Source organism: Pseudomonas sp. CAN1 (assembly GCF_030462585.1).
In the GTDB taxonomy this organism is placed as follows: Bacteria; Pseudomonadota; Gammaproteobacteria; order Pseudomonadales; family Pseudomonadaceae; genus Pseudomonas.
Genome location: NZ_JASMRU010000034.1, coordinates 25,966 through 52,503, shown reverse-complemented (window position 1 = coordinate 52,503; position 26,538 = coordinate 25,966). Strand labels below are relative to the sequence as shown.

The window sequence follows — 26,538 nt, the reverse complement described above, 5'->3', positions numbered from 1 at the left end:
CGGGTCCTTCTGTTCGGCCAGCTGCGGGCGTGGCGGCGTGTAGTCGCGGGTGCGGCCGCTGCGGTCGATGCGCAGCGGCGTCTGGTAACCGACGGCGACCAGCAGCGGGGCCTTGCCGTCGTTCAGTTCGCTCAGCAGCTTCTCGTCCAGCGCGCCGATGGCGGCGTTGCCGTCGAGCATCCACACCAGCGGGTAGCCGGCGGCAGGGGCTGGGTGGTTCGGCCGGGCGATCCACAGCTGGTAGTGGCGCTGGCCATCGGCGGAATCCAGCTTCAGCTCGCTGAAGCGGTAGGCCAGGTCGTGGCGTTGCAGCAGGTGGGTGTCCATTTTCTGGTCGGGGGCAGGCGCGGCGTGCGCTGCCAGCCCCGGCACGGCGAACGCCAGTGCCAGGGCCAGGAGGCGAATTCTCATCAGGCTTTTTCTCTAATCAGAACGACGCGGTGAGGCTGGTGTACAGCGTGCGGCCCGGTTCGTTGTAAGTGGCGGCGCCGGCGCCATCGATGCCGTTGACGCCCTGGGCGTTGCCCTCGCGGAACAGGCGCTTGTCGAAGACGTTGTCCACCCCGGCGGTGAAGCTCAGGTTCTTGGTGAACACGTAGGTGCCGCTCAGCCCGGCGATGGCGTAGGGCGAGAGCTGGTTGTTGGCGCTGCCGGTGACGCGGTCGCCGTGGTAGTCGTACTTCTTCGGCTTCTGCTTGCCGTACCAGGCCACGCTGGCCTGCAGCGACAGGGCGTCGGTGGCCTGCCAGTCGAGCATGGAATTGAGGGTGTACTTGGGCGTCACCGAGAGTACGTCGCCGGTTTCCTTGTTTTTCGACTGCAGCATGTAGGTGAAGTTGTTGCTCCACTTCAGCTGCTCCATCAGCGGGATGGTCAGGGTGCCTTCCAGGCCCTCGACCAGCGCCTTGGGCACGTTCTCCCACTGGTAGATCGCCGCGTTGGCGTAGCTGCCGGTGCCGCCGGTGGCCTGATCGATGGGCGACAGGCCCGACTCGATCTTGTTCTTGTAGTCGTTGCGGAAGTAGGTCAGGCCGGCGATCAGGCCGTCCTTCTGGAACTCGATGCCCAGCTCCTTGTTGACGCTGGTTTCCGCCTTGAGGTCCTCGTTGCCCTGCAGGTAGCAGCTGGTGCTCTGGCCATAGCAGCCCTGGCCGCGGCTGTAGAGCAGGTAGTCGGGGTTCAGCTGGTACAGGTTCGGCGCCTTGTAGGCGCGGGCGATGCCGGCTTTCAGGGTGACGCTGTCGGTCAGCGCGTGGGACAGGTTCAGCGACGGGCTGAAGTTGTCGCCGACGATGCTGTGGTGGTCCCAGCGCAGGCCCGGGGTGAGCATGGTGCCCGGCAGCAGTTCGATGTTGTCCTCGGCGAACAGCGAGAAGATCTGCGCCTGCGAGGTGGTGTCACGGTTGCTACCGTTGAGGCCCGGTACCGAGCCGCCTTCGCTGGTGGTCTGGGTGTTGGCGCTGGGGTCGTCGAGCTTCTGCTGTACCCACTCGCTGCCCAGGGTCAGGGTCTGGTCGCGCCAGGCGTGCAGCGGCAGGTTCACTTCGCCGTGGGCGGTCAGGTCGCGCAGGGTGGCGGTGTAGAAGTCGGTGTTGCTGAAGATACCTTCGGTGCCGCCGGCCAGGCCTTCGTTGATGCGGCTGTTGCGGGTCTTCTCGTACTGCAGGTAGGCCATGGAGCTGCCGAAGTCCCACTCGCCGCGATGGGTGATCGAGTAGTTCTCGCGGTACATGCGGTTGGTCTCGTGACCGAGCATGGACTTCACGTTGGCGTTGCTGTTGGTGTTCTGCGTATCGCCGGTGTAGATGTTGCCCTGGCGGCTGAAGCCGGCTTCGAAGTCCAGCGTCTGCTCGGGCGTCAGGTGCCAGCTGAGCAGGCCGTTGACGTCCTTGTTGCGCACGCCTTCGCGGCCGGCGGGGAGGGTGCCGACCTGGTTGCCGGTACGGTTGGATTCGTGGCCGGCGTTGATGTCCCAGTCGTCCGAATCGGTCTTGGCGACGTTGCCGTAGACGCGGTAGCTCAGGCTGTCGGTCAGCGGGCCGTTGAGGCCGAAGGTCATGCGCTGGGTGGCGCCTTCGTCGCTGTGCTGCGGGAAGTTGCTGTAGACGGTGACGTCGCCGTGGGTTTCCTTGCCGGCCTGCTTGGTGATGATGTTCACCACGCCGCCGGCCGCGCCGTTGCCGTAGCGTGCCTCCGCCGGGCCGCGCAGCACTTCGATGCGCTCCACCTGGTCGGCCGGCACCCAGTTGGTGTCGCCGCGCGAATCGCGCTCGCCACGCCAGCCGTAGCGCACGGCGTTGCGGCTGGCGACCGGCTTGCCGTCCACCAGGATCAGGGTGTTCTCCGGGCCCATGCCGCGGATGTCGATCTGTCGGTTGTTGCCGCGCTGGCCGCTGGTGGAGTTGCCGGTCAGGTTGACCCCCGGCATGGTGCGGATGATCTGCGACAGGTCACTGGCCGGCGGGCGCTTCTTGATGTCCTCGGCGGTGATGATCGACACGCCGGGCATCTGCTTGGCTTCTTCGGCGGCGGTGGCGACGATGGTCTCGCTGTCGAACTCGACGACATCGGCATCGGCGCTGGCGGCCTGGACGGCGAAGGACAGCAGGCAGCTGGACAGCAGCAGGAAGGGCGGAAGGAACGGCAGCGGACGGGACGACATCGGTGATCTCCGGAGGAGGACGATTACTGGAAGATCACAAATGATAATGACTGCTATTTGCTAGTAAAGCGCATTAACTTTCTAAACACTTGCGCGGCCTTGTTGGCCTGGCTGGCCAGGTTTGCTCGTCGGCGAGAGTGCGGCAGGCAGCAGCAGGTGCAGGCAGAGGCCGGAGTTGCCATTGGCGGAGCCATTTTTCGCCCACAGGCGCCCATCCGCCAGCTCGACGCCACGGCGGGCGATGGCCAGGCCGAGGCCGAAGCCGCTGGATTCGGACGGCTGCAAGCGCTGGTAGGGCTGGAAGATACGTTCCAGGTCCTGCTCGGCGACGCCAGGGCCATCGTCGCTGACGCACAGGTGCCAGAACTCACCTTCGCGCCAGCCGTCCAGGCGCACGCTGCCGCCGCGCGGGGAATGGCGGATGCCGTTGCGCAGCAGGTTCTCGATGGCCTGGGCGAAGCTGTCCAGGTGCACCTGCACCACGCAGTCGGTGCCCAGCGAGCAGGGCAGCCGCTCGGCCTCCCAGCCGCTTTCGAAGCAGGCGTCCTCGCGCAGCGCTTCCCACACTGACAGCACCAGCACAGGCTCGCGCTCCAGTTGCGGGCGCTCGGTGTCCATCCAGGCGAGGTCGAGGGTGTCTTCCAGCAGGCGCTGCATGTCCTGGATTTCCCGGTCCAGCCGCTCGCGCAGCTGCTCTGCCGGCAGGTCGCTGTCGTGGGCGATGCGCAGGCGCGCCAGGGGCGTGCGCAGTTCGTGGGACAAGGTGCGCAGCAGCAGGCGCTGCTGGCCCAGGCTATGGCGCAGGCGCTCGGCCATGTGGTCGAAGGCCAGCGCCAGTTCGCCCAGTTCGTCGCGGCGGTGGGCCAGCGGCGTGCCGGGGCCTTCGCTGTCGAGATCGTCCGCGCGCAGGGCGTCGGCGCGGCTGCGCAGGCGGTTCAGCGGCAGCACCAGGTGGCGGTAGATCAGCAGGCCGAGCAGGGCGGCCAGCAGGGTTGGCACCACGCCGTGGCTGAACAGGTGTGTCCAGGGCGTCAGGCCGCTGGGCAGCAAGCGTTCAGGTAGCTGCATGACCAGCCGGCCGCGCTCGGGGTGCTGCGGAAAAGCGATGCTGACGTAGGGCAGCTCGTCCTGCAGGCGCCGGCTCATGGCCAGTGCAGCATGCGCATGAAGGTCAGGTGGCTGGATTCCTCCGCCGTCAGCGGCGTGGTGCCCAGGCTCTGCAGGTGTTCGCCGATCACTGCGACCCAGGTGTCCTCGGCGGCGGAGAGCTCCCGGCGGAAACGCTCCACGCCCTCGGCGCCCTGTTGCTCCCAGACCATCTCTGCCTGTTCGGCATAACGCGCCAGGTAGTCGCGGTCCTCGCTGCCGAGGAAGTAGGTGCTGCGCTCCAGCGACAGGCCCCAGGTCCAGATCAGCCAGGTCAGCAGCAGGCAGAAGCCGACCTGCAGCGCAGCGAGTTTCCACAGCAGGGGATGACGGCGCATCAGTGGCGTTCCGCATCCACCAGGATGTAGCCCTGGCCGCGCACGGCCTGGATTTGCACCTGCTGCGCGCCGATGGCGGCCAGCTTGCGGCGCAGGTTGCAGACGTGCACATCCAGCCCGCGATCCAGTCGGGTATAGGCGCGATGCAGCACGCTCTGGTAGAGGAAGCTCTTGCTCAGCGCCTCGCCGGCATGGGCGTTCAGCGTGGCCAGCAGGCGGTACTCGGAGTGCGTCAGACCGGCGTGTTCACCGTTGCGCGAAACGTCCTGCAGCTCGTCGTCAAACTGCAGCGAGCCTTGCGGCCGTGGCACTTCGCGGGCGCGATCCAGGCTGGCCCGGCGCAGCAACGCATCGATGCGCGCATCCAGCTCCGCCAGGCTGAAGGGCTTGGGCAGGTAGTCGTCGGCGCCGCGGGTGAAGCCGGTGATGCGATCCTGTTCCGCCCCCAGGGCGGACATCAGCATCACCGGCGTACTGCGCTCGCGACGCAGGTCGTCGAGCAGCGACAGGCCGTCGATGCCGGGCAGCATGATGTCCAGCAGCACCAGGTCGAAGCGGCTCTGGTGCACGGCGACCAGCCCCTGGTCACCGTTCGCGCAGGTGGTGACGGAAAATCCGCGCTGACAGAAATGACGTTCGAGGTCCAGGCGAAGACGGGAATCGTCTTCCACCAGCAAGAGCGAAGGGGACACGGCAGGCCTTGATGCGAATATTTACCATTTGCAAATATCTCATCCCTGTCTGTCAGAAGGCAATGGCGATCTGCCAAGCATCTGTCAGAAATGACCTCAGACCCAGCGCCGCACCCGCCCGCAGAAAGCCTCGAACTCCGCACCGAACAGCTCGCGCAGTGCCCGTTCTTCCGGGCGGATCTGGAAGCGCCCGATGTACAGCACGAAGGCCGCCACGCCAATCACCGCCAGCGCCGAGCCGAGAAAGACGCACCAGCCCAGCAGGATGATGGCGAAGCCCAGGTACATCGGGTTGCGCGTGTGCCGGTAGATGCCGGCGACCACCAGCGACGAGGCGGACTCCGGCTTCAGCGGGTTGACCGTGGTGCGCGCGCGGCGAAATGACGCTACGCCCGCCAGGCAGACTGCGACCCCGGCCAGCACCACCAGCAGGGCCAGCCACAGCCGGTTGCCCGGCGGATCGATCGGGCGCACTGCCAGCCACATCAGCACGGCCGTGACGAACGCCACCAGGGGCGGGGGAATGCGGTGTTCCAGCCAAGCCATGCTCGCTCTCCGGGCCAGTGCGGCCATTGCCAGTGAAGTGCCCACACTAGCCCAGATTGCCGGTCTCAGCGCGGCCGGCGTACTGCCCGCAGCTTGCCGCTGTTGCCGCCGCCGCAGTAGAAGCGCTCGCCGCCGTCGGCCTCCAGGCCGGAAACGTGCACGCCATCGGGCAGGTCCAGTTGCTCCAGAACTGCGCCAGACTGCGGGTCGATGCGGCGTAGCTCGCTGTAGGTCGCTTCCGGTTCCCAGGTGCCATGCCAGAGTTGGCCTTCGACCCAGGTCACCCCGGTAACGAAACGATTTGAATCAATCGTACGCAGGACTTCGCCGGTTTCCGGGTCGACCTGGTGAATCTTCCTGGCGCGGTACTCGCCGACCCAGAGCGAGCCTTCCGCCCAGGCCATGCCGGAATCGCCGCCGTTGCCCGGCGCGGGGATGATCGAGAGCACCTTGCCGCTGGCCGGGTCGATCTTCTGGATGCGGCTTTCGGCGATCTGGTACAGGTGCGTGCCATCGAACGCGGTGCCGGCGTGGGCGGGCACTTCGATGGAGCGCTCCAGGCGGCCGTCCTTGGGGTCGAGGCTCTGCAGTTGGTCGCCGGTGGCGAACCAGACGCGCTGGCCGTCGAAGGTCAGGCCGTGAACGGCGCTGACGCCGGGGAAGGGACCGTATTCCTGCAGCACCTGCGCCGGGGATTGCTTGTAGTGGGTGGTCATGGTCGAGCCCTGCACGTTGTGGGTGGGAGCCTTCAGCCTATTCAGGCGCCGAAGGGGCCTGGGAGTAACAAGGTCGTCGCGAATCCCGGCGCCGGTGGCAGCACCCAGCGCCGCGCGCGGCCTTGCCCGAGCGCCTGTACCCGGCCGGCGCTGGCCAGCGCTTCGAGGGCGCGCTGCACGCTGCGCTGGCTGCTATCCAGCGCCAGGGCCAGCGCCGAACTGGACCAGGCCTGACCATCGCTGAGCAGTGCCAGGACTTCAGCGTTGGCGTCTTCCCGCGGCGGCGCAAGAACCAGCGGATTGCTGGCGACCAGCAGGTAGCCGCGTGGCGTCGACTCGATGCCCGCCAAAGGCTGCAGCAGACGGCGCAAGCGGCCGATTTCCACCCGCAGGCGCGCGCGGTGGGTTTCGTCCGGGTGGCGGGTGCGGAACACCCGGCCGATCAGTTCGTTGCGTGCGACGTCAGCCGGCCAGGCCTCGGCCAGCTCGCGAGCGAGGGCGAAGAGCACCGGGCGGCTGGCCAGCGCCAGGCTGCCGATGCGGTTACGGCAGGCATCCACCACCAGGGCAGCGGAGCCCAGCAGGTTTTCCACCTCATCCAGCGACAGCAGGTGCTCGGTCTGCCGGGAGATCAGACGGGCCGCGGGTGCATCGAGGATGCGCGTCGCCTGTTCGACTTCCGCGCGCAAGGCCGGAATGCCCGCAGCACCTGCCGCTTCGCTGGCCCTGTGCAGTGCGCTGCGGGCTTCGCCTGCGTGCAAACGGCGCACGGCGATACCGGAAACGATCAGCCAGTGCACGGCACGCAGCGGCGCCGGCAGCGAACCCGGCTCCAGCTCAGCGAGCAACTCGCTGGCTTCATCGAGCTGGCCGATCAGCAACGCGCGGCGAATCAGCAGGTAGCGGGCATGGGCGGCATTGCCCGCGTCGCCGTGGGCCAGCAGTTCCTGCGCGGCCCGCTGCAGCGGTTCGGTCGGCCAGTTCAGTTCGCGGCTGGCCAGCGCCACTTCTGCCTCGGCCACTCGGCAGCGTGCGCGTTCCGCCGGTTCATGGGCGCCGAAGGCACGAGCGGCGCGGCGCAGCAAAGTTCGTGAACGGGGGAAGTCGCCCAACTGCGCCATGGCGATACCGCGCAGGGCCAATGCCGGGGGATCGTCACGCAGCGCCACGCGGTTCAGCGCTCCCAGCGGGTCGCCTGCCGCCAGTGCAGCGGCTGCTGCGGTGATCAGCGAATCCATGGAAATCCCGCCACCTTTGTCACTCCCGTCGTTCCGGCCCGTTGCCTAGTCTAAGTCATGCCCACCGAGCCGCCGCTGGCGGAGGAGAACTGCCATGACTGCCCACGCAACAGGCACCCGCGAAGAATGGCTGGCCGCGCGCCTGGAACTGCTGGCCGAGGAGAAGGCCCTGACCCGGCGCAGCGACGAACTGGCGCGCAAACGTCAGGCGCTGCCCTGGGTACGCGTCGAAAAGGACTACCGCTTCGACACCGAACACGGCCCGGCGAGCCTGGCCGACCTGTTCGCCGGGCGCTCGCAACTGCTGGTCTACCACTTCATGTTCGGCCCGGATTATGTGGCCGGCTGCCCGTCCTGCTCGAACATCGCCGATGGCTTCGACGGCTACGCCACGCACCTGGCGAACCACGATGTCAGCCTGCTGGCGGTGTCCCGCGCGCCGCTGGAAAAGCTGCTGGCGTACCGTCGACGCATGGGTTGGAGCTTCCCCTGGGCGTCATCCCACGGCAGCGAATTCAACTACGACTTCAACGTGTCCTTCACCGAGGCGCAGCAGCGGGGCGGGGAGGTCGACTACAACTTCCGCCGCGAATGCCCCGCCAGCGGCCCGGCGCCGGAGCCGGTGGTGGCCACCGCTGCCTGCTGCGGCACCGACGTGGCGACCTTCACCCGCGACCTGCCGGGCATGAGCAGCTTCATCCGCGAGGGCGACACGATCTATCACTGCTACTCGACCTACGCCCGCGGCCTGGACTCGCTATGGGGCCTGTTCCAGTGGCTCGACCGCGCGCCGCTGGGGCGCAACGAGCACAGCATGTGGTGGCGTCGGCATGACGAGTACGGGCGTTGAGCTTCTAAACCGGGCGTCCGGTGGTGAAGAAGCTGGAGGGATATTGGTGCAGGAGTGGGATCACTTGCGCAGGATGTAGACGCGCACACCAGTGGAACCTGGAGTGAAGTTGTAGTGATGGATATGCGAAAAGCCGATACGCAGGAATTCCTGCTCCAGCGCCCTGGCATGGCTGGCCTCGGCCGCCACGGCATGTGAGTCGCCACAGCGGCAGGCGTCGCCGACTTGCGGCGCTGGCCGCGGCGAGCCGATCCGGGCGAAGAGGATCGCGCTGTCGCGGGTGACGTGGTGCAGCTGGCCGAGCAGGCGCAGCGTGTTCGCGTTGCACTCCGACGGCGGGATTTCAGCGAGCAGGATGCAGTCCACCGACGCCGGCCGCAGCTCGGCATAGTCCAGCGGGCCGGGCATCACGCGGATGCGCCGGGTAACGCCCTGGGGCAGCAGGCGGTGGGCTTCGAGCAGGGATTCCGCAGCCGGGGAAGTCGCCACGATCACGCGGTTGTTGTGCTCGGTCAGCACCGGCCAGAACAGCCCCGGCGCTTGCGAGACTTCCAGCATCAGGATCGGCTCCTCCGCCACCCGCAACGCCAGCCGCAACAGCCGCCGCTTGCGCCACGCCGCGAGCCTGGCGCGCAGCCGGGCGGTGAACAGCCGGCCGGAGCCGTTATCGCCTTCACGCGGCGCAGCAGGGACCACCAGGCGTTGGGGTTCGTTCATGGACAGGGCTCGGCAGCCGAGAAGGCTCAGGGGTTCCGGCCATTATCGAGTGGGCCGATCAAGGCCTCGTCAAGGACATGTGAAAATCTCGTCGTGGCAAGCCGCGTCAAGCGCCCTGATCGGCCGGCTTGCCGCGCAGGCTCATGATGCAGCCGGGCCGGGCGTCGTCGACGCGCAGCTGCAGGTCATGCAGCCGCGCCACTGCCGCCACCAGGCTCAGCCCCAGGCCGTTGCCGGCGGTCTGCCGGCTGCTCTGCGCGCGGTAGAAACGGCGGAACACCGATTCGCGCTCGGCCTCGGGGATGCCGGGGCCGTTGTCGCGCACAGTGAGGCCGACATCGCCGTCCGCCGCGCCGATCTCGACGCGGATGTGCGCGCCCTCGGGGGAGAACTTGATGGCGTTGTCGATCAGGTTGCAGCTGGCGTCGAACAGCAGCTGCGCGTCGCCCGAGAGCAGCGCCGGAGCCGGCGAGGGCACCAGTTCGAGGTGGATGCGGCGTTCCTCGGCCAGCGGCTCGAAGAGTTCCACCGCATCGCTGCCGATGCGATTCAGGTCCACCGGGGCGAAGTGGCTGCGGCGCACGCTGTCCTCGATCTCGGAGATGCGCAGCAGCGCGCGGAAGGTCAGCAGCAGGCCCTTGGCCTCGTTCAGCGCGGCATCGATGGTCTGCTCGTAGTCCTCGGCCTGCAGCTCGCGGCGCTGGGTGCGTTCCAGGCCGGCGATGAGGCGGGTGAGCGGGGTACGCAGGTCGTGGGCGATGTCGTCGCAGACGCCCTTGACCTCGCTCATCAGCCGTTCCAGTTCGTCGAGCATGCCGTTGACCACGGCGGAGATGCGGTCGATGTCGTCGTCGTTGCCACGCACCGGCAGGCGCCGGCTGAGGTCGCCCTCGACGATGCGGCGGATGGCGGTGCTCAGGTCGTTCAACCGCACCCGCGTCGAGTTGCCCAGCCACACCGCGCCGATCAGGCCGACCACCAGCAACAGCACGCCGCCGGAGGCCAGGGCGTTGACCAGCAGCTCGTCGAACTCGTGGATATCGTGCACGTCCTGGGCGGCGACCAGGATGTTGCCGTCCTCCAGGCGGTGCTTGAGGTAGCGGATCGGCCGCAGCTCACCGTCTGGCCTTTGCCAGTGGAACTCGCCCGGCGCATCGAAGCGCCTGCCGGCCGGCAACTCCTTGAGCGGGCCGGCGAGCGGTTTGCCCTGGGCGTCGAACAGCGTGTGCGGCACGCGGCCGTCGTGGTCCTGCAGGGCGTGGCGGCGGATTTCCTGCAGGCGCGTGCCGGCGTCCTGGGCGCTGCGGTTGTCGATCTGCCGGTGCAGGTTGGCGTCCACTTCGCTGCGCAGGTAGACCGCGGTCTGCCAGTAGGTGTAACCGAACAGGGCAAGGAACGAGACGCCGAACAGCGCGAGGAACAGCAGGCCGACGCGGAAGCCGCTGGTACGCGGGATCTCAGCGAGGCGAACGGAGGACATAGCCGGCTCCCCGCACGGTGTGCAGCATGGGTTCTTCGCCGTCGCCGTCGATCTTGCGGCGCAGGCGGCCGATGTGCACCTCGATGACGTTGGTGCGCTCGTCGTAGGTGTAGTTCCACACCGCCTCGAAGAGCATGGTGCGGGTAACCACCTCGTCGGCGTGCAGCGCCAGGTGTTCGAGCAGGGCGTACTCGCGCGGCAGCAGTTCGATGTTGCGCTCGCCGCGGCGCACGCTGCGGCGCAGCTGGTCGATGGCCAGGTCGCCGATGCGCAGCTGGTTGCTCGCCGGCAGCACTGGGCGCAGGTTGCTGCCGCGGCGCAGCAGGGCGTCCAGGCGCGCGGTCAGCTCGATGAATTCGAAGGGTTTGGTCAGGTAGTCGTCGCCACCGGCGCGCAGGCCGCGCACCCGTTCATCGAGCGCGCTCAGGGCACTGAGGATCAGCACCGGGGTCAGTACGCCGGCGGTGCGGATCGCCGTCAGCACGCCCAGACCATCCACCAGCGGCAGCATGCGGTCGAGGACGATGAGGTCGAAGGGCAGGCTCAGCGCCTGCACGATGCCGCTGCGGCCGTCGGCAGCCAGGGTCACCGCGAAGCCGTGGTCGACCAGCGCCGCTTCGATCTCCAGGGCGGTAGAGCTGTCGTCCTCGACCACCAGAACGTGGGCCATGCGGTATTCTCCAGGCAACATCATTTTCCAGCAGCAGCGGCAATCACGGCGGATTCACATCCGCCCGGGCATAGTCTGCTGCCCGGCGGCGAAAGCACAGCTCGCCGCAACCTGAACAAAAGTTTATCTGGCTGAAGTTTATCGAGCCGAAGTTTATCGAGCTGGGGAGCGCCCTGGATGAGAATTTTGCTGGTGGCCGAAGACGCCAGCCAGGCCGCTTACCTGGCGCGCGGGCTGAGCGAGAGCGGCTACGTCGCCGATGTCGCCGGTAATGGCGTGGAGGGCCTGGAAATGGCCCTGGAAGGCATCTACGACGCGCTGATCGTGGAGCGCGAGCTACCGCGCCTGGGCGGCCTGGAGCTGGTACGCCGGCTGCGCGCCGAGGACCTGCACCTGCCGGTGCTGATGTGCAGCGCCCAGGCCAGTGCGCTGGAGCGCGTGGAAGGGCTGCGCGCCGGCTGCGACGACTACCTGTCGCGGCCCTATGCCTTCGTCGAGGTGCTCGCGCGGTTGCAGGCGCTGCTGCGCCGGCCCGGCCCCGTGGCGGCGGGGGAGGTGCTCCGTGCGCCCGGCCTGGAACTGGATTGCAGTGCGCGCCTGGCCTGGCGGCGGGGCAGGGAAGTGCGCCTGCAGTTCCGCGAGACCCTGCTGCTGGCCCGGCTGCTGCGCCACCAGGGCCAGCCGGTGAGCCGCGACCTGTTGCTGGAAAGCGCCTGGGACTACCATTTCGACCCCAACGACAACGTGATCGACAAGCACATCTATCGCCTGCGCCGCAAACTCGACGAGGGCCATTCGCGCTCGATCATCCGCACCGTGGCGGGCGCCGGCTACCTGCTGGAGACGGACGATCCGGACTGATCTTTCGGCTCCTTCTGCCGCCTAAATGGCCCAGCTAAATTTAAGTTTAACTTCCGGGGAATGGCCTGCCAGCAAGCCGGCCTTACCGTGGAACCCAGTCAGGACGCCGTCCAACCAGGTTCCATGGAGACCCCACCCGTGCCAGACGCTGCCCGTCCCAAGCGCCTATTCCTTCCGCTGCCGCTCGCCCTGGGCTTGAGCCTGCTGGCGGGCTGCTCGCTGGTGCCGCAGTACCAGGCGCCTGCGGTTCCCGCCGCCGCCAGCTGGGATTCAGTCAGTGCGCAACAGGGCTCGGCCGCCGCTGGTGGCGCCTGGTGGCGCGAGTTCTCCGACAGCGAACTGGATGCGCTGGTCCAGCGTGGCCTGCAAAGCAACAACAACCTCGCCGCCGCCATGGCGCGCATCGACCAGGCGCGGGGAAATGCCGAAGTAGCCGCCAGCGGGCTGTTTCCGCAACTGAGCCTGGATGGCACCTACCAGCGGCAGGACAACTATTCGACCACCGCCAAGCGCTCGGTTGCCCTCGGCGCCAGTTACGAGATCGATTTCTGGGGCGCCCACCGTGCGGCGGCCGATTCGGCGGACCAACTGACCCAGGCCTCGCTGCTGGATGCGCAGACCGTGCGCATGACCCTCACCGCCAGCATCGCCGACAGTTACTTCCAGGTGCTCTCGCTGCAGGACCGCATCCGCCTGGCGCAGACCATCGCCGATGACGCCCGCCAGGTGCTGCAACTGGTGCAGGTGCAGGCCAGCCTCGGCTCGGCGTCCGACCTGGAAGTCGCCCAGCAACGCAATGCCCTGCGCACCTTCGAGGCCGCCGTGCCGACCCTGCGTCAGCAGCGCGACCAGGCGCTGTATCAACTGGCCGTGCTGGTCGGCGCGGCGCCCCAGGGCTTCAGCCTGCAACGCCAGCAGCTGGGGGAAATGGCCGTGCCTTTCCCAAGCGTCGGCGTGCCGCTCGACCTGCTGGCCCAGCGCCCGGACATCCAGGCCGCCGAGGCACGCCTGAAATCCGCCAACTTCGACGTCGGCGTGGCCCGCGCGGCGTTCCTGCCGAACGTCTCGATCAACCTGCTGGGCGGCGTCGACACCCTCGGCTCCGGCGCGATCTGGAGTGTGCTCGGCTCGATTGCCCAGCCACTGTTCACCGGCGGCCAGCTCGAAGGCCAGCTGGATACCAGCAAGGCGCACTCCCGCGAGCTGCTGGCGAACTACCGCGAACAGTGGATCGAGGCGCTGCAGGACGTGCAGACGCAGATCAGCGCCCGCCAGCAGTTGCAGCAGAGCTACGGGCTCAACCAGGCCGCCGTGCAGGCCGCTCGCGAGGCTTCGCAGCTGGCCCAGGTGCGCTACCGCCTCGGTTCCATCGACTTCCAGACCCTGCTGATCGCCGAGCGCACCCAGTACCAGGCCGAGGACGCGCTGCTGCAGGTGCAGTTGCAGCACCTGCAGTCTTCGGTTGGCCTGTTCCGCGCCCTGGGTGGCGATTTCAGGCAGGCCGGCGCCGCTGTGGCGCAGGCTTCCAGCGTTGCCACTTCCACGCCGTCCGATTCCGCCCGCCAGGAGCCCCGTCCATGAACTTCCCCTCTCTGTCACGCCAGCGCCTGGCCTGGTGCGTCGCGGCTGGCGTCGCGGTGATCGCCATCGCCGCGGTGAGCCTGCCCAGGGTCGGTGCGGCGCCGGCCAAGGCGGAGCCCGCCGCGATTCCGGTGCAGACCGCCCAGGTCGACCGCCGCGACATGCCGGTGTGGCTGTCGGCAATCGGCGACGTGCAGCCGCTGAACAGCGTCAACGTGCGCGTGCGCGCCGATGGCGAGCTGACCGGCGTGCTGTTCGGTGAAGGGCAGATGGTCCAGGCCGGCAGCCTGCTGGCGAAAATCGACCCGCGCCCGTACCAGGCGCAGCAGGACCAGGCCCAGGCACTGGTCGCCCGTGACCAGGCGCAGGTCGCCAACCTGAAGTCGAACCTCGACCGTGCCAGCAAGCTCGCCGCCGCCAAGGCCGGGCCCAGCCAGGACGTCGACACCTACCGCGCGCAGCTGGCCGCGCAACAGGCCACCCTGCGGGCGGACCAGGCGGCCCTGGACAGCGCTCGCCTGCAACTGTCGTTCACCCAGATACGCGCGCCGTTCACCGGCCGTACCGGCCAGCGCCTGCTGGATGCCGGCTCCATCGTCCACGGCAGCGAGGCCACCGGCCTGGTGACACTGACCCAGATGGACCCGATCTCGGTGGCCTTCGCCGTCTCCCAGGACCAGCTGCCGCAGATTCTCGCCCGCCAGGCCCAGGCGCCGCTGGAGGTGGTCGCCATGAGCCGCGACGGCACCCAGGAGATCGCCCACGGCAAGCTCAGCTTCATCGACAGCCAGGTCGCCACCGCCAGCGGCCAGGTGCAGCTCAAGGCGCAGTTCGACAACGGCGCGCAGAAGCTCTGGCCGGGCCAGCTGGTCACCGCGCGCCTGCTGCTGGATACCCAGCGCGCGGTCACCGCCATTCCGCAGAACGCCGTGCAGCTGGGCCGTGATGGCGACTATGTCTATGTGGTCAACGCCCGCCAGCAGGTGGAGGCGCGCCAGGTGCAGGCCGCGGACGTGGTGGTCGACGGCATGCAGTGGATACGCCAGGGCCTGGCGCCGGGCGAAACGGTGGTGACCATCGGCCAGTCGCGCATCGCCCCCGGCGCTCGCGTGGCGTCGGTCAAGGCAGAATCCGTGGCAACCACCAGCAACGCCGCGGAGCGCCAGCCATGAACGGCCTGATGGGGCTGATCCCGCGCCGCGTCGGCCTGAGCATGCTGGCCATCGGCGCCATGCTGCTGGGCGCCTTCGCTTACCTCAACCTGCCGGTGGCGGCGCTGCCGACGGTGGACTTCCCGACCATCCAGGTCACCGCGCTGCTCTCCGGGGCCAACGCCGAGACCATGGCCAGCTCGGTGGCGACGCCACTGGAGCGGGCGTTCTCGGCGGTGCCGCAGATCACCGCGATGACGTCCTCGAACGCCGCCGGCAAGACCCAGATCGTCCTGCAGTTCGACCTCAACCGCGACATCGACGGCGCCGCCGGGGACGTCCAGGCGGCGATCAACGCCGCCACCGCCAACCTGCCCAAGACCATGACCAGCCTGCCGACCTTCAACAAGGTCAACCCGGCGGAGGCCACCGTGCTGTCGCTGGCGGTGACCTCGCCGGTGCGCACGCTGCCCGAGCTCAACCAGTACATCGACAACTACATCTCCCAGCAGCTGTCGCAGATCCCCGGCGTCGGCCTGATCGACTTCCACGGCCAGCAGAAGCCGGCGGTGCGCATCCGCATCGACCCGGACCGCCTGACCGCCCGCGGCCTGACACTGGAAGACCTGCGCGCGACCATCGGCAACGCCACCCTCGACCAGCCCAAGGGCAACCTCGACGGGCCGACGCGCTCGATCACCCTGGGCGCCACCGACCAGCTGCTCGACCCGAAACACTACCGCGAGCAGGTGATCGCCTACCGCAACGGCACGCCGATCAAGGTCGGCGATGTCGGTGATGTGATCGCCGGCGCCGAGGACACCGAGCAGGCGGCGATGCTCGACGGCCAGCCGACGGTGATCGCCGACATCCACAAGCAGCCCGGCTACAACGTCAKCCAGACCATCGAGAACATCAAGGCGCGGCTGCCGGCGCTGATGTCGCAGTTGCCGGCGGACGTCCAGGTGCACATCGCCGGCGACCGCACCCAGACCATCCGTGCCTCGGTGGCTGACGTGGAGTTCACCCTGCTGCTGTCCATCGGCCTGGTGGTGCTGGTGATCTTCCTGTTCCTGCGCCGGGCCACGGCGACGCTGATCCCGGCGATGACCATCCCGCTGTCGCTGGCGGTGACCTTCGCGGTGATGTACGTGCTCGGCTACAGCCTCGACAACCTGTCGATCATGGGCCTGGCGATTGCCGTGGGCTTCGTGGTGGACGATGCCATCGTGATGATGGAGAACATCGTGCGCCACCTGGAGATGGGCAAGCCGCGGCTGCAGGCCGCCATGGACGGCCTGCGCGAGGTGGGCATGACCATCGTCTCGATGACCGTGTCGCTGGTGGCGGTGTTCCTGCCGATCCTGCTGATGGGCGGCATTGTCGGGCGCCTGCTGCGGGAGTTCGCCATCACGGTGAGCATCGCCATCCTGGTGTCCTGCGTGATTTCCCTGTGCATCACGCCGATGCTCTGTGCCTGGCTGTTGAAACCCCACGCCGAGGAGGCTGCGCCGGGACGCTTCTCGGCCTTCTGCGAGCGCTGCCTGCAAGCGATCCACGACGGCTACGCGCGCACCCTGGACTGGGTCTTGCGGCACCAGCGCGTGACCCTGGCCGGCGTGCTGGCGACGCTGCTGGCCACCGGCGTGCTCTACGTGGTGATTCCCAAGGGCTTCTTCCCCGAGCAGGACACCGGGCTGATCGTCACCGTCGCCGAGGGCGCGCCGGACAGCTCGCCGCAGGCGATGCGAGAGCAGGTCCGCGAGGCGGCGGAAATCGCCCGCCAGGACCCGGCGGTGGACAAGGTGTACTTCTGGATCGGCCCCAGCCCGACCATCAGCCAGGCGCGCATCGTCCTCGCGCTGAAACCCTTCGCACAGCGCGACGTCTCGGCGCGCCAGGTGATCAACCGCCTGCAGGCGCCGCTGGGCGCGGTGACCGGCCTGCGCCTGTATATGCAGCCGACCCAGGACCTGCAGTTCGGCGGGCGCATCAGCAAGACCCTCTACCAGTACACCCTGCAGGACCCCAACAGCAGCGAGCTCAGCCACTGGGCAGACCTGCTGCTCAAACGCATGCAGGCCCTGCCGCAACTGCAGCACGTGGCCTCGGACCAGCAGCAGGGTACCGCCCAGGCGACCCTGCAGATCGACCGCGCTTCGGCGGCGCGCCTGGGCGTGTCGATCCAGACCATCGACGACGTGCTCTACGACGCCTTCGGCCAGCGCCAGATCGCCACCATGTTCACCCAGTTGGACCAGAACCACGTGATCCTCGAACTGGACCCGAAATGGCAGGTGTCGCTGTCGACCCTGCAACACCTCTACGCGCGCTCCGACGCCGGCAACCTGGTGCCGCTGGACATGCTCGCCAGCCTCCACCGCGAACTGGTGCCCATCGTCATCAACCACCAGGGCGTGTTCCCGGCCATCACCCTGTCGTTCGACCTGGCGCCGGGCATGTCGCTGAGCGACGCGGTGGCGGCGATCAGGCAGACCACCGCGCAGATCGGCTTGCCGGATTCGGTGCAGGGCAGCTTCCAGGGCACCGCCCAGGCCTTCCAGGACTCGCTGAAGTCGCAGCCCTGGCTGATCCTCGCGGCGGTGCTGACCGTCTACGTGGTGCTCGGCGTGCTCTACGAGAACGCCATCCACCCGCTGACGATCATCTCCACCTTGCCCTCGGCCGGCTTCGGCGCGCTGATCGCGCTGCTGCTGTTCCGCCTCGACCTGTCGGTGCTGGGGCTGATCGGCATCCTGCTGCTGATCGGCATCGTCAAGAAGAACGCGATCATGATCGTCGACTTCGCCCAGGCCGCCCAGGAACGCGGCATGCCGGCCACCGAGGCGGTGCGCGAGGCGTGCCTGCTGCGCCTGCGGCCGATCCTGATGACTTCGCTGGCGGCGCTGCTGGGCGCAGTGCCGCTGGCCTTCGGCCATGGCGCCGGCGCCGAGCTGCGCCAGCCGCTGGGGATCGCGATTGTCGGCGGGCTGCTGGTGTCGCTGATCCTCACGCTGTACTCGACGCCGGTGATCTACCTGTGGTTCGAGCGCCTGCGCGAGGGACGCTCGCCGGCTGCCACAGCGGCTGCCGAGGCGTTGCCTGGCTAGGGGGCGGGGTCCTTCATCTCCTGCAGACGGTCCACCAGCGCCCGCGCACAGGCGGGCAGGGCCTCGCGGTCGCGCAGCAGCACGCTGCGCTCGCGGATCACCCAGGGCTCGTCCAGCGGCAGGATGCGCAGGCTCATGGTGCGGCTGTGGCGCAGCGCGGCGGTTTCCGGGATCACGCCGATACCGACGCCGGCCTCGATCATCCGGCAGATCGCCTCGAAGCTGGCGACCTGGATGCGCAGGTTCAGCTCGCCGCCCATGCGGTCCACCCGTTCGCGCAGGAAGCTCTGCAGGGTGCTGCCTTCGTGCAGGCCGATGTGCGGGTAACCCAGGGTATCGGCCAGGGTCAGCCGGGGCAGGGCGCACAGCGGGTGCTCCGGCGCCACCGCCAGCACCAGGCGGTCGGTGCTGAAGTGCACCACCTGCAGGCCTTCGGCGCGCACTGGCCCGGCGACTATCCCCAGGTCCGCCGAGCCATCGAGGATGGCGCGGACGATGTCGCGGTTCAGCCGCTCCTGCAGGTCGACGCTGACGCCGGGGCGGCCGGCGAGGAAGTCGGCCAGCAGCTCGGGGAGGAACTCGGTGCAGGCCGTGGTGTTGGCGAAGATACGGATATGCCCGACCTGGTCGCCGGCCTGGCCGCTGAAGTCGCTTTTCAGGTGGTCCACCTGGCGCAGGATCAGCCGCGCGTGCTGCAGCAGGCGCTGGCCCGCCGGGGTCAGCTCGACGCCACGGTTGTCGCGGTAGAGCAGGCGGCACTCCAGCTGGCCTTCCAGGGCCTTGATCCGCGCGCTGGCGGCCGCCGCCGACAGATGCGCGCGGCGCGCCCCCTGGGTGAGGCTGGGGGCTTCGGCGATATGGGCGAAAAGCCGCAGGTCGGCGAGGTCGAAGTGCATGGACGGTTCTCCGTGAAGCGACAAACAGCAGCGCTAGGCTTGAAGTGTAGAAATGGCGTTAGGCAAAGCCTAACGCTGGATTATGAAAATGTGGATTCGATGAACGCAAGCCCTGTTGCATGCTCCGTCCATCCACTCTGACAGCCATGAGAGAGCAGAAATGAGCGATTCGCCCTACGCCGACTGGATCGGCCGCTCCCAGGAACGCGAGGAAGAACTGAGTGCGCTGCTGGTGCGCCGCCTGGCCGTGACCCTGGCGGAAGAGGTGCCGGCGGCGGGCGACGCGCTGCCGCCGCTGTGGCACTGGATGTTCTTCCAGGACGAAGTGGTCGAGTCCGGCCTGGGCGCCGATGGCCATCCGGCACGCGGCGGCTTCCTGCCGCCGGCCGATGGGCGCAACCGCATGTGGGCCGGCGGCCGCCTGGAATTCCACGAGCCGCTGCGGGTTGGCGGCGTGGCCAAGCGCACCACCACCATCCTCAATGTCGAGGAAAAGCACGGCCGCACCGGCGCGCTGCTGTTCGTCACCCTGCGCCACGAATTCGCCCAGGACGGCCGCCTGGCGCTCAGCGAGGAGCAGGACATCGTCTACCGCGAGCCCACGCCGCCCAAGCTCGCCAGCGGCGATGCGCTGCCCGCCGGGGACTGGAGCGAGGCGGTGGAGCCCTCGCCGATCCTGCTGTTCCGTTACTCCGCGCTGACCTTCAACGGCCACCGCATCCATTACGACTGGCCCTACGTCACCGGCGCCGAGGGCTACCCCGGCCTGGTGGTGCACGGCCCGCTGATCGGCACACTGAACCTGCGCGCGTTCTGCCGCGCCAATCCCAATGCACGCCTGCGTCGTTACGCCTATCGCGGCCTGCGCCCGCTGATCAGCCCCGAGCCGTTCCAGGTCGGCGGCCGCCTGAGCGGCCCCGGCAAGGCCGAAGTCTGGGCCGGCAACGGCGCCGGCATCGCCCAGCGCGGCGAAGTGGAATTCGACTGACCGCACCCTTCCCGGTGCCTCCAACAAGAAAGACATGAGGTGTTTCGATGACGTCCACCCACGAAGAACTCCAGGCCATCCGTGACGGCGTGCGCGCCCTGTGCGCGGAGTTCCCCGCTGAGTACTGGCGCAAGATCGACGAAGAGAAAGGCTTCCCCGAGGACTTCGTCCGCGCCATGACCGAAGCCGGCTGGCTCTCGGCGATGATCCCGGAAGAATACGGCGGCTCCGGCCTGGGCCTGGCCGAGGCGTCGGTGATCCTCGAAGAGGTGAACCATTGCGGCGGCAACTCCGGCACCATCCACGGGCAGATGTACAACATGTTCACCCTGCTGCGGAACGGCAGCGCCGAGCAGAAAGCCTACTACCTGCCCAAGCTCGCCAGCGGCGAACTGCGCCTGCAGTCCATGGGCGTAACCGAGCCCACCACCGGCACCGACACCACCAAGATCAAGACCACCGCCGTGCGCCAGGGCGACAAGTACGTGATCAACGGCCAGAAGGTGTGGATCTCGCGCGTCCAGCACTCCGACCTGATGATCCTGCTGGCCCGCACCACGCCGCTGGCCGAGGTGAAGAAGAAGTCCGARGGCATGTCGATCTTCCTCGTCGACCTGCGCGAAGCCATCGGCAACGGCCTGACCGTGCAGCCGATTGCCAACATGGTCAACCACGAGACCAACGAGCTGTTCTTCGACAACCTGGAAATCCCCGCCGGCAACCTGATCGGCGAAGAGGGCAAGGGCTTCAAGTACATCCTCGACGGCCTCAATGCCGAGCGCACGCTGATCGCCGCCGAGTGCATCGGCGACGGCCGCTGGTTCAATGAAAAATCCGCGCAGTACGCCCGCGACCGCGTGGTGTTCGGCCGCCCGATCGGGCAGAACCAGGGCGTGCAGTTCCCCATCGCCGAGGCCTATATCGAGATCGAAGCGGCTGACCTGATGCGCTGGCGCGCCTGCCAGGAATACGACAGCGGCAAGAACGCCGGCGCCGCCGCCAACATGGCCAAGTACCTGGCCGCCAAGGCCAGCTGGGAAGCCGCCAACGCCTGCCTGCAGACCCACGGCGGCTTCGGCTTCGCCAACGAATACGACGTCGAGCGCAAGTTCCGCGAAACCCGCCTGTACCAGGTGGCGCCGATCTCCACCAACCTGATCCTGTCGTACGTGGCCGAGCACCTGCTCGAACTGCCGCGTTCGTTCTAAGGGAGGTTTGCCCATGGACATGCCCCTGGAAAAACTGCGCAGCGCGTTGTTCGTGCCCGGCGATCGCCCGGAGCGTTTCGCCAAGGCCCTGGCCAGCGGCGCCGACGTGGTGATAGTCGACCTGGAGGACGCCGTGCAGGCGTCCGCCAAGGCCCAGGCGCGGGAACACCTGCGCGCCTTCCTCGACGCCACGCCGGAAGCCGGCGTGTGGGTGCGGGTGAACATGGCCGGTCATCTGGAGCACAACGACGATCTGGACCTGTGCCGCCATCGCGGTGTGCTCGGCGTGCTGCTGCCCAAGGCGGAAAGCGTCGAGCAGGTGGTCAACGCCGCCGCCCTCGGCAAGCCGGTGCTGCCGATCATCGAGAGCGCCCTCGGCCTGCTGGCCCTGCCGGAGATGGCCCGTGTGCCCGGCGTGCAGCGCCTGACCTTCGGCGGCCTCGACCTGTGCCTGGACCTGGGCATGAGCGCCGGCAGCAGCGCCGCGGCGCGCCTGCTCGACCAGGTGCGCTACGACCTGCTGCTGCACACCCGCCTGGCCGGCCTGGCGGCGCCGCTGGACACGGTGTTCCCCGACATCGCCGACCTCGACGGCCTCGCCCGCTTCGCCCGTGATGCCCGCGACACCGGCTTCGCCGGCATGCTGTGCATCCACCCGCGCCAGGTCATCGGCGTGCACCAGGCACTGGCACCGACCCGCGAGCAGCTCGACTGGGCGCAGAAGATCGTCGGCGCGGCCCAGGGCAACGGCGCCTTCCAGCTCGACGGGCAGATGGTCGACGCCCCGGTGATCGAGCGCGCCCGCCGCCTGCTCGCCCTGCACGACTGAGCTCATCGAACTCGCTTTTGCCGGCTCACGTGGCCGGCTTTTTTATGCCTGCGATTCCTGCCCGGCCGGCGGCGAAGCTGCGCAAACAACAACGCCCGGTCCATCGTGGAGACCGGGCGTTGAGGTACCGCAGGGTGGGGATTCCGGAGGCGGCGACGGATGTTTCGCCGTCCGGATGACGCACCGCGCCGCTCGCTGAAGCGGCGCGGTGGATCGACCGGCCACCCTCTTGTGGAGGGTGGCCGGCGCGACTCATTTGAGCGGCAGCGTGTAGGAGAGGATCAGGCGATTCTCGTCCAGCTCGCCGGCGCCATCGGAGCGCACCGTGGCGTTGCGCCAGCGCACGCCGAGGTTCTTCAGCGGGCCGCTCTGCACCACGTAGGTGACGTCGAGGTTGCGCTCCCATTCCTTGCCGGACTGGCCGCCGATCTCGTAGCCGTCGCCGCGGATGTAGCGGTTGATCACGGTCAGGCCAGGCACGCCAAAGGCGGCGAAGTCGAGGTCGTGGCGCAGTTGCCAGGAGGTCTCGCGGGCGCGGGTGAAGTCGAGGATCTGTACCACGTTGGCGCCGTAGGTGTCGGCATCCTGCAGGTACGGGAAGGGGCTGTCGCCGCTGTTGTCCTGGTAGCCGACGCGGAAGGTCTGCGCGCCATAGTTGGCCGAGAGCATCGCGGTGGTCAGGCCGTTGTCGATGTCGCCGCCACGGGCGGCGCCGTTCTCCGAGGAATCGAAGTAGCCGAGGGCGGCGCTCAGTACCCAGTCGCCGGCCTTGCGGCTGCCGTTGAAGCCCAGGTAGTTCTGCTGGTAGACGTCCTGCAGCTCGGCGCGCCAGTAGGCGAGGTTGACCGTCGGCGAGAAGGCGTAGGTGGCGCCGAAGTAGTCGAAGTGATCGCCGCTGACGCCGTAGTTGCCGGCGAGAATCTTGTCGTGGTTACCGCTGGAGTTGCGGAAGTTGACCTTGTCGAAGCGGCCCAGGTCCAGCGTCAGGTTGTCGATGTCGGTGGAGCTGACGGTGGCGCCGTTGAAGATCGGCGGCAGCAGGCGCGCATCGCTGGAGAGCAGGATCGGCGTCTTCGGGGTGAAGCCGCCAACCTTCAGTTCGGTCTTGGCGATCTTCATCTTCGCGACGCCAGACAGGTCGCTGTAGCTGCCCGGCCCGGAGTCGCCGAAGCGGTTGGGCAGCAGGCCGGTGCCGGCGCGCGCATCGGAGGAATCCAGCTTCACGCCCAGTGCGCTGTAGAGGTCCAGGCCGACGCCCACGGTGCCTTCGGTGTAGCCGGACTTGGCGCTGAACATGAAGCCCTGGGCCCACTCCTCGCGCTTGGATTGCGCCGCGTTGTCCTGGCGGAAGTCGCGGTTGAAGTAGACGTTGCGCAGGCTGAGGCTGACGCTGCTGTCCTTGATGAATTCGGCCTGGGCCAGGGTCGGCAGAGCGAGGGCGGGCGGCAGCGCGAGCAGACCGAAGAGCTGCGCCAGGGAAGGATTCTGCATGGGGGTATCCGTGTTGGTTGTTGTTGTTTTGCGAAACGGGAAATGACCCGGAGGGGGAACGCCGGGATGCGCAGAAGGATGCAAAGGCGAAGGCGCGAGCAGGTATTGGGTTTTGCTTAAGGAGCCGTTTCAGGAAAACGAAGAGCGCTGCGCAGCCCCGGCAGGCGTGGCGACTTAAGCAACGCGGAAGGCAGGCTTTCGCGATGCGAAATTCCCGCACCGCATCGCCTTGCCCATGCTGGCCGGCATTCCCTCGCCCCACTCCCATCTTCCAGAACAAGGCCGACCCCATGCACGACGCGCTGATCGTTTCCCCCCTGCGAACCCCCATCGGCAAGTTCGGCGGCGCCCTCGCCCCGCTGACCGCCGACCAGCTCGCCGCCGGCATCATCCAGGCGCTGCTGCAGCGGGTGGACGTCCCGCCGGCCACCCTGGACGAGGTTATCGTTGCGCAGTCCTATGCCTCCAGCGAGGCGCCCTGCATGGGCCGCTACGCCGCTCTGGCCGCCGGCCTGCCGCTGGAAGTGCCCGGCTACACCCTCGACCGCCGCTGCGGCTCGGGGCTGCAGGCAGTGATCGACGCCGCCATGCACGTGCAGACCGGCGCCGCCCAGGCGGTGCTGGTGGTGGGTGTGGAGAGCATGAGCAACATCGAGTACTACAGCACCGACATGCGCTGGGGCGCCCGCGCCGGCAGCGTGAAGTTCCACGACCGCCTGGAGCGTGGCCGCGAGCGCTCGCAGCCGCAGGAGCGTTTCGGGCGCATCTCCGGCATGCCCGAGACCGCCGAGAACCTCGCCCGCGACTACGCCATCAGCCGCGAGGAAGCCGACCGCTTCGCCGTGCGCAGCCACCAGAACGCCGCCACCGCCTGGCGCGAGGGCCGCTTTGCCAATGAAGTGGTGCCGGTGACCGTGCCGGGCAAGCGCGGCAGCCAGACCCTGGTGTCGATGGACGAAGGCATCCGCGAAGACGCCAGCCTCGACGGCATGGCCGGCCTGCGCACGCTGCTGCCCGATGGCGTCTGCACCGCCGGCAACTCCAGCCAGCAGAACGACGCGGCGGCAGCCTGCCTGGTGGTCTCGCCGGACTACGCACGGCGCCACAACCTGCAGCCGCTGGCGCGCCTGGTGGACTGGGCGGCAGCCGGCTGCGACCCGGCGCGCATGGGCATCGGCCCGGTGCCGGCGGTGGACCGCCTGCTGCAACGCAGCCAGCGCACCCTGGCGGAGATGGACCTGATCGAGGTCAACGAGGCCTTCGCCGCCCAGGCGCTGGCGGTGCTCAAGGCCTGGGGCCTGGAGAACGACGAGCGGGTCAACGTCAACGGCTCGGGCATCTCCCTCGGCCACCCGATCGGCGCCACCGGCGTGCGCATCATGACCACCCTGCTCCACGAGATGCAGCGCCGCGGCTCGCGCTTCGGCCTGGAGACCATGTGCATCGGCGGCGGCCAGGGCCTGGCCGCGCTGTTCGAGCGGGTGTGAGGTCAACCATGTCGAAGAATCTGAGCTGGATCGAGGTCAACGGCACCGCCCTGCGCTACCAGCTGTTGCCGGCTGAAAGCACGGATGCGCCCGTATTGGTGCTGGTGCACGAAATGGGCGGCAGCCTGGAAAGCTGGGATGACCTCTGCGCGACGCTGGCCGGCGAGCTCACCCTGCTGCGCTACGACACGCGCTGCGCCGGGCTGTCGGAGAAATTCCCCGGCGAGCTGGCCATCGACGACCATGTCGCCGACCTGGCTGCGCTGCTCGACGCGCTGCGCATCGAGTCACCTGTCGCGCTGATGGGCGTGGCGGTCGGCGCGGCCATCACCATCCGCTTCGCCGCCTGCCACCCCGAGCGCTGCCAGCAACTGATCGGCCTGGCGCCGGCCTGCGGCGTCGCCGCCACGGCTCGCGAGGCGACTCGCCAGCGCGCCGCTGCGCTGCGCAGCGAAGGCCTGGGCGAACTGGTGCCGGCGCTGCTGGACAAGACCTGGCCCGCGCCGCTGCGTACCGATGCGGAAGTCTTCGAGGCCTTCCGCCTGCGTTGGCGCGCTGCCGATCCGCAGGGATTCGCCGCCACCTTCGCCATGCTCGCCGGCCTGGAACTGGAGGCTGACTTGCCGCGCCTGCCGGCCCGCACGCTGCTGGTGGCCGGCGAATACGACGCCCTGCGGCCCCCGGCGGAAATCGACCGCCTGGCCGGTTTCGCCACGCAGATTGAGCCGTTGCAGGTAGCCTCCGGGCACTTCATGCCGTTGCAGAGCCCGCGCCTGGTCGCGGCGCTGGTGCGCGGCTATGTGTGCTCCGGGCTGTCGGGCGCGGCGATCTACCGCGAGTTCATCGAACAGCCCCGGCACCGCGTCGGCGCCAGCCGCCACGCAGCCTGACCACCACCGTGAGCGGCCTTGCCAGCCGTGCAATCAACCGTGCAATCAAAGACAGAACAACAATGAGGAACACCGCGCCATGATGCAGTCCCGCATGATCGGTGACATCAAGGTCACCCGCATTCTCGAATACGCCGGCCCCACCCACGACCCGGCTTTCCTCTTCCCGCAAATGGACCAGGACGTGCTCGCCGAACACCGCGAGCTGATGGCGCCCAACCACTGGATCGAGCACATGAACAAGCTCATCGTCACCATCCAGTTCTGGATCGTGCACGTGGGCAACGAGATCGTGGTGGTCGACACCGGCGTCGGCAACTTCAAGCCGCGCCCCGGCATCGCGCGGATGAACATGCTCAACGGCCTGGTGCGCGAGTGGATGATCGCCGCCGGCGCGCCGCCGGAGAAGGTCACCCACGTGGTGATCACCCACCTGCATTCGGACCACGTGGGCTGGAACACCACCTGGAAGGATGGCCGCTGGGAACCGACCTTCCCCAACGCCACCTACCACTTCCCCAGGGACGACTTCGACTTCTGCCACCAGGGCAAGAACAGGGAAGGCGGCGTCATCGACGTGTTCGGCGAGTCCTTCTTCGACAGCGTGATGCCCATCGTCGATGCCGGCCTGGCGAAGATGATGGAGCCCGGCGAGGAAATCGCCGACTGCCTGCAGGTGCAGGCGGCCCCCGGCCACAGCCCCGGCCAGGTGATCTTCAAGGTGCGCTCCGGCGGCGAGGAAGGCATCTTCTGCGGCGACATCCTGCACAGCCCGGTGCAGATCGTCCGCCCGGAAATCAACTCCGGCTACTGTATCTGGGAGGACACCGCCCGTCAGACGCGCCTGGCCTTCCTCAACGACGCGGCCGACTCCGGCGCGCTGATCCTGCCGGTGCACTTCGGCGAACCGCACTGCGGCTTCATCCGCCGCCAGGGCTCGGGCTTCGCCTTCGAGGCGGCCCACTGGTGATCCGGCAGCCCGCGCCGGCGT

At 68.2% G+C, this 26,538-nt stretch carries 21 protein-coding genes and 2 pseudogenes; 11 read left to right on the top strand and 12 right to left on the bottom strand.

The annotated features are described in order from the left end of the window. From QO207_RS27100 to QO207_RS27070, 7 genes and pseudogenes are all read right to left on the bottom strand, one after another. Positions 1–411, bottom strand: a pseudogene (locus QO207_RS27100) (alpha/beta hydrolase); the annotation flags it as partial. A gap of 16 nt (positions 412–427) precedes the next feature. Continuing rightward, positions 428–2,662: a TonB-dependent siderophore receptor gene (locus QO207_RS27095; protein WP_301535345.1), complete on the bottom strand. Its 2,235-nt coding sequence runs from the start codon at positions 2,660–2,662 to the stop codon at positions 428–430. 81 nt (positions 2,663–2,743) lie between these two features. Beyond that, a pseudogene (locus tag QO207_RS27090) lies at positions 2,744–4,146 on the bottom strand (histidine kinase sensor domain-containing protein). After that, complete coding sequence (locus QO207_RS27085) at positions 4,146–4,838, bottom strand: response regulator transcription factor (protein WP_301535344.1); 693 nt, start codon at positions 4,836–4,838, stop codon at positions 4,146–4,148. The pseudogene QO207_RS27090 and the gene QO207_RS27085 overlap by 1 nt, the downstream one beginning before the upstream one ends. A 96-nt stretch (positions 4,839–4,934) precedes the next feature. Next, positions 4,935–5,384: an isoprenylcysteine carboxylmethyltransferase family protein gene (locus QO207_RS27080; RefSeq protein WP_301535343.1), complete on the bottom strand. Its 450-nt coding sequence runs from the start codon at positions 5,382–5,384 to the stop codon at positions 4,935–4,937. A 65-nt stretch (positions 5,385–5,449) separates the two neighbouring features. Then, entirely contained in the window at positions 5,450–6,100 is a 651-nt protein-coding gene (locus tag QO207_RS27075; RefSeq protein WP_301535342.1) for a glutamine cyclotransferase, read from the bottom strand. Positions 6,101–6,141: 41 nt separating this feature from the next. Further along, positions 6,142–7,338: a helix-turn-helix domain-containing protein gene (locus QO207_RS27070; RefSeq protein WP_301535341.1), complete on the bottom strand. Its 1,197-nt coding sequence runs from the start codon at positions 7,336–7,338 to the stop codon at positions 6,142–6,144. A gap of 94 nt (positions 7,339–7,432) precedes the next feature. Here QO207_RS27070 and QO207_RS27065 point away from each other — a divergent pair, with 94 nt between their 5' ends. Beyond that, positions 7,433–8,188, top strand: a complete 756-nt coding sequence (locus tag QO207_RS27065) for a DUF899 domain-containing protein (RefSeq protein ID WP_301535340.1) — start codon at positions 7,433–7,435, stop codon at positions 8,186–8,188. Between the two features lie 60 nt (positions 8,189–8,248). On the opposite strand, the gene QO207_RS27060 is transcribed toward QO207_RS27065, so the two are convergent. The 3 genes from QO207_RS27060 to QO207_RS27050 form a co-directional block, all read right to left on the bottom strand. Beyond that, complete coding sequence (locus QO207_RS27060; protein ID WP_301535339.1) at positions 8,249–8,905, bottom strand: class I SAM-dependent methyltransferase; 657 nt, start codon at positions 8,903–8,905, stop codon at positions 8,249–8,251. Between the two features lie 106 nt (positions 8,906–9,011). Next, positions 9,012–10,385: a HAMP domain-containing sensor histidine kinase gene (locus QO207_RS27055; RefSeq protein WP_301535338.1), complete on the bottom strand. Its 1,374-nt coding sequence runs from the start codon at positions 10,383–10,385 to the stop codon at positions 9,012–9,014. After that, a complete protein-coding gene (locus QO207_RS27050; RefSeq protein ID WP_301535337.1) occupies positions 10,363–11,055 on the bottom strand; it encodes a response regulator transcription factor in 693 nt (230 codons plus the stop codon). Before QO207_RS27050 ends, QO207_RS27055 begins: the two co-directional genes overlap by 23 nt. A 177-nt stretch (positions 11,056–11,232) precedes the next feature. Here QO207_RS27050 and QO207_RS27045 point away from each other — a divergent pair, with 177 nt between their 5' ends. The 4 genes from QO207_RS27045 (at position 11,233) to QO207_RS27030 (ending at position 17,758) form a co-directional block, all read left to right on the top strand. Further along, positions 11,233–11,916 (top strand): response regulator transcription factor, encoded by a 684-nt coding sequence (locus QO207_RS27045; protein ID WP_301535336.1) that lies wholly within the window; start codon positions 11,233–11,235, stop codon positions 11,914–11,916. Between the two features lie 138 nt (positions 11,917–12,054). Next, complete coding sequence (locus tag QO207_RS27040) at positions 12,055–13,497, top strand: efflux transporter outer membrane subunit (RefSeq protein WP_301535335.1); 1,443 nt, start codon at positions 12,055–12,057, stop codon at positions 13,495–13,497. Continuing rightward, a complete protein-coding gene (locus tag QO207_RS27035) occupies positions 13,494–14,669 on the top strand; it encodes an efflux RND transporter periplasmic adaptor subunit (RefSeq protein WP_301535334.1) in 1,176 nt (391 codons plus the stop codon). Before QO207_RS27040 ends, QO207_RS27035 begins: the two co-directional genes overlap by 4 nt. Next, complete coding sequence (locus QO207_RS27030; RefSeq protein ID WP_301535333.1) at positions 14,666–17,758, top strand: efflux RND transporter permease subunit; 3,093 nt, start codon at positions 14,666–14,668, stop codon at positions 17,756–17,758. Before QO207_RS27035 ends, QO207_RS27030 begins: the two co-directional genes overlap by 4 nt. On the opposite strand, the gene QO207_RS27025 is transcribed toward QO207_RS27030, so the two are convergent. Further along, on the bottom strand, positions 17,755–18,654 hold the full coding sequence (locus tag QO207_RS27025; RefSeq protein ID WP_301535332.1) for a LysR substrate-binding domain-containing protein: 900 nt from the start codon (positions 18,652–18,654) through the stop codon (positions 17,755–17,757). The two genes, QO207_RS27030 and QO207_RS27025, sit on opposite strands and share 4 nt — an antisense overlap. Positions 18,655–18,814: 160 nt before the next feature. Between QO207_RS27025 and QO207_RS27020 the strand changes: the two genes are divergently transcribed. From QO207_RS27020 to QO207_RS27010, 3 genes are read left to right on the top strand one after another with little or no spacing between them, the layout of a single operon-like run. Next, entirely contained in the window at positions 18,815–19,642 is an 828-nt protein-coding gene (locus QO207_RS27020) for a MaoC family dehydratase N-terminal domain-containing protein (protein WP_301535331.1), read from the top strand. A 47-nt stretch (positions 19,643–19,689) separates the two neighbouring features. Continuing rightward, on the top strand, positions 19,690–20,850 hold the full coding sequence (locus tag QO207_RS27015) for an acyl-CoA dehydrogenase family protein (RefSeq protein WP_301535330.1): 1,161 nt from the start codon (positions 19,690–19,692) through the stop codon (positions 20,848–20,850). 13 nt (positions 20,851–20,863) lie between these two features. Further along, positions 20,864–21,679: a CoA ester lyase gene (locus tag QO207_RS27010; RefSeq protein ID WP_301535329.1), complete on the top strand. Its 816-nt coding sequence runs from the start codon at positions 20,864–20,866 to the stop codon at positions 21,677–21,679. A gap of 252 nt (positions 21,680–21,931) precedes the next feature. Here the strand turns inward: QO207_RS27010 and QO207_RS27005 are convergent, their stop codons facing one another. Then, positions 21,932–23,170 (bottom strand): OprD family porin, encoded by a 1,239-nt coding sequence (locus QO207_RS27005; RefSeq protein WP_301535328.1) that lies wholly within the window; start codon positions 23,168–23,170, stop codon positions 21,932–21,934. A 290-nt stretch (positions 23,171–23,460) separates the two neighbouring features. Here QO207_RS27005 and QO207_RS27000 point away from each other — a divergent pair, with 290 nt between their 5' ends. From QO207_RS27000 to QO207_RS26990, 3 genes are all read left to right on the top strand, one after another. After that, positions 23,461–24,657, top strand: a complete 1,197-nt coding sequence (locus QO207_RS27000; protein WP_301535327.1) for an acetyl-CoA C-acetyltransferase — start codon at positions 23,461–23,463, stop codon at positions 24,655–24,657. Positions 24,658–24,665: 8 nt separating this feature from the next. Further along, positions 24,666–25,547 carry an alpha/beta fold hydrolase gene (locus QO207_RS26995; protein ID WP_301535326.1) on the top strand — a complete coding sequence of 294 codons (882 nt, stop codon included), beginning with the start codon at positions 24,666–24,668 and terminating at the stop codon, positions 25,545–25,547. 79 nt (positions 25,548–25,626) lie between these two features. Continuing rightward, positions 25,627–26,517: an MBL fold metallo-hydrolase gene (locus QO207_RS26990; RefSeq protein ID WP_301535325.1), complete on the top strand. Its 891-nt coding sequence runs from the start codon at positions 25,627–25,629 to the stop codon at positions 26,515–26,517. The last annotated feature ends 21 nt before the right edge of the window (positions 26,518–26,538 follow it).

What these genes read in the sequence shown, in the direction of transcription:
- QO207_RS27055 (WP_301535338.1), bottom strand. Translation starts at nt 10,385, where the DNA reads ATGTCCTCCGTTCGCCTCGCTGAGATCCCGCGTACCAGCGGCTTCCGC.
- QO207_RS27020 (WP_301535331.1), top strand. Translation starts at nt 18,815, where the DNA reads ATGAGCGATTCGCCCTACGCCGACTGGATCGGCCGCTCCCAGGAACGC.
- QO207_RS27000 (WP_301535327.1), top strand. Translation starts at nt 23,461, where the DNA reads ATGCACGACGCGCTGATCGTTTCCCCCCTGCGAACCCCCATCGGCAAG.
- QO207_RS27060 (WP_301535339.1), bottom strand. Translation starts at nt 8,905, where the DNA reads ATGAACGAACCCCAACGCCTGGTGGTCCCTGCTGCGCCGCGTGAAGGC.
- QO207_RS27095 (WP_301535345.1), bottom strand. Translation starts at nt 2,662, where the DNA reads ATGTCGTCCCGTCCGCTGCCGTTCCTTCCGCCCTTCCTGCTGCTGTCC.
- QO207_RS27045 (WP_301535336.1), top strand. Translation starts at nt 11,233, where the DNA reads ATGAGAATTTTGCTGGTGGCCGAAGACGCCAGCCAGGCCGCTTACCTG.
- QO207_RS27070 (WP_301535341.1), bottom strand. Translation starts at nt 7,338, where the DNA reads ATGGATTCGCTGATCACCGCAGCAGCCGCTGCACTGGCGGCAGGCGAC.
- QO207_RS27025 (WP_301535332.1), bottom strand. Translation starts at nt 18,654, where the DNA reads ATGCACTTCGACCTCGCCGACCTGCGGCTTTTCGCCCATATCGCCGAA.
- QO207_RS27065 (WP_301535340.1), top strand. Translation starts at nt 7,433, where the DNA reads ATGACTGCCCACGCAACAGGCACCCGCGAAGAATGGCTGGCCGCGCGC.
- QO207_RS27010 (WP_301535329.1), top strand. Translation starts at nt 20,864, where the DNA reads ATGGACATGCCCCTGGAAAAACTGCGCAGCGCGTTGTTCGTGCCCGGC.
- QO207_RS26995 (WP_301535326.1), top strand. Translation starts at nt 24,666, where the DNA reads ATGTCGAAGAATCTGAGCTGGATCGAGGTCAACGGCACCGCCCTGCGC.
- QO207_RS27050 (WP_301535337.1), bottom strand. Translation starts at nt 11,055, where the DNA reads ATGGCCCACGTTCTGGTGGTCGAGGACGACAGCTCTACCGCCCTGGAG.
- QO207_RS26990 (WP_301535325.1), top strand. Translation starts at nt 25,627, where the DNA reads ATGATGCAGTCCCGCATGATCGGTGACATCAAGGTCACCCGCATTCTC.
- QO207_RS27035 (WP_301535334.1), top strand. Translation starts at nt 13,494, where the DNA reads ATGAACTTCCCCTCTCTGTCACGCCAGCGCCTGGCCTGGTGCGTCGCG.
- QO207_RS27075 (WP_301535342.1), bottom strand. Translation starts at nt 6,100, where the DNA reads ATGACCACCCACTACAAGCAATCCCCGGCGCAGGTGCTGCAGGAATAC.
- QO207_RS27080 (WP_301535343.1), bottom strand. Translation starts at nt 5,384, where the DNA reads ATGGCTTGGCTGGAACACCGCATTCCCCCGCCCCTGGTGGCGTTCGTC.
- QO207_RS27005 (WP_301535328.1), bottom strand. Translation starts at nt 23,170, where the DNA reads ATGCAGAATCCTTCCCTGGCGCAGCTCTTCGGTCTGCTCGCGCTGCCG.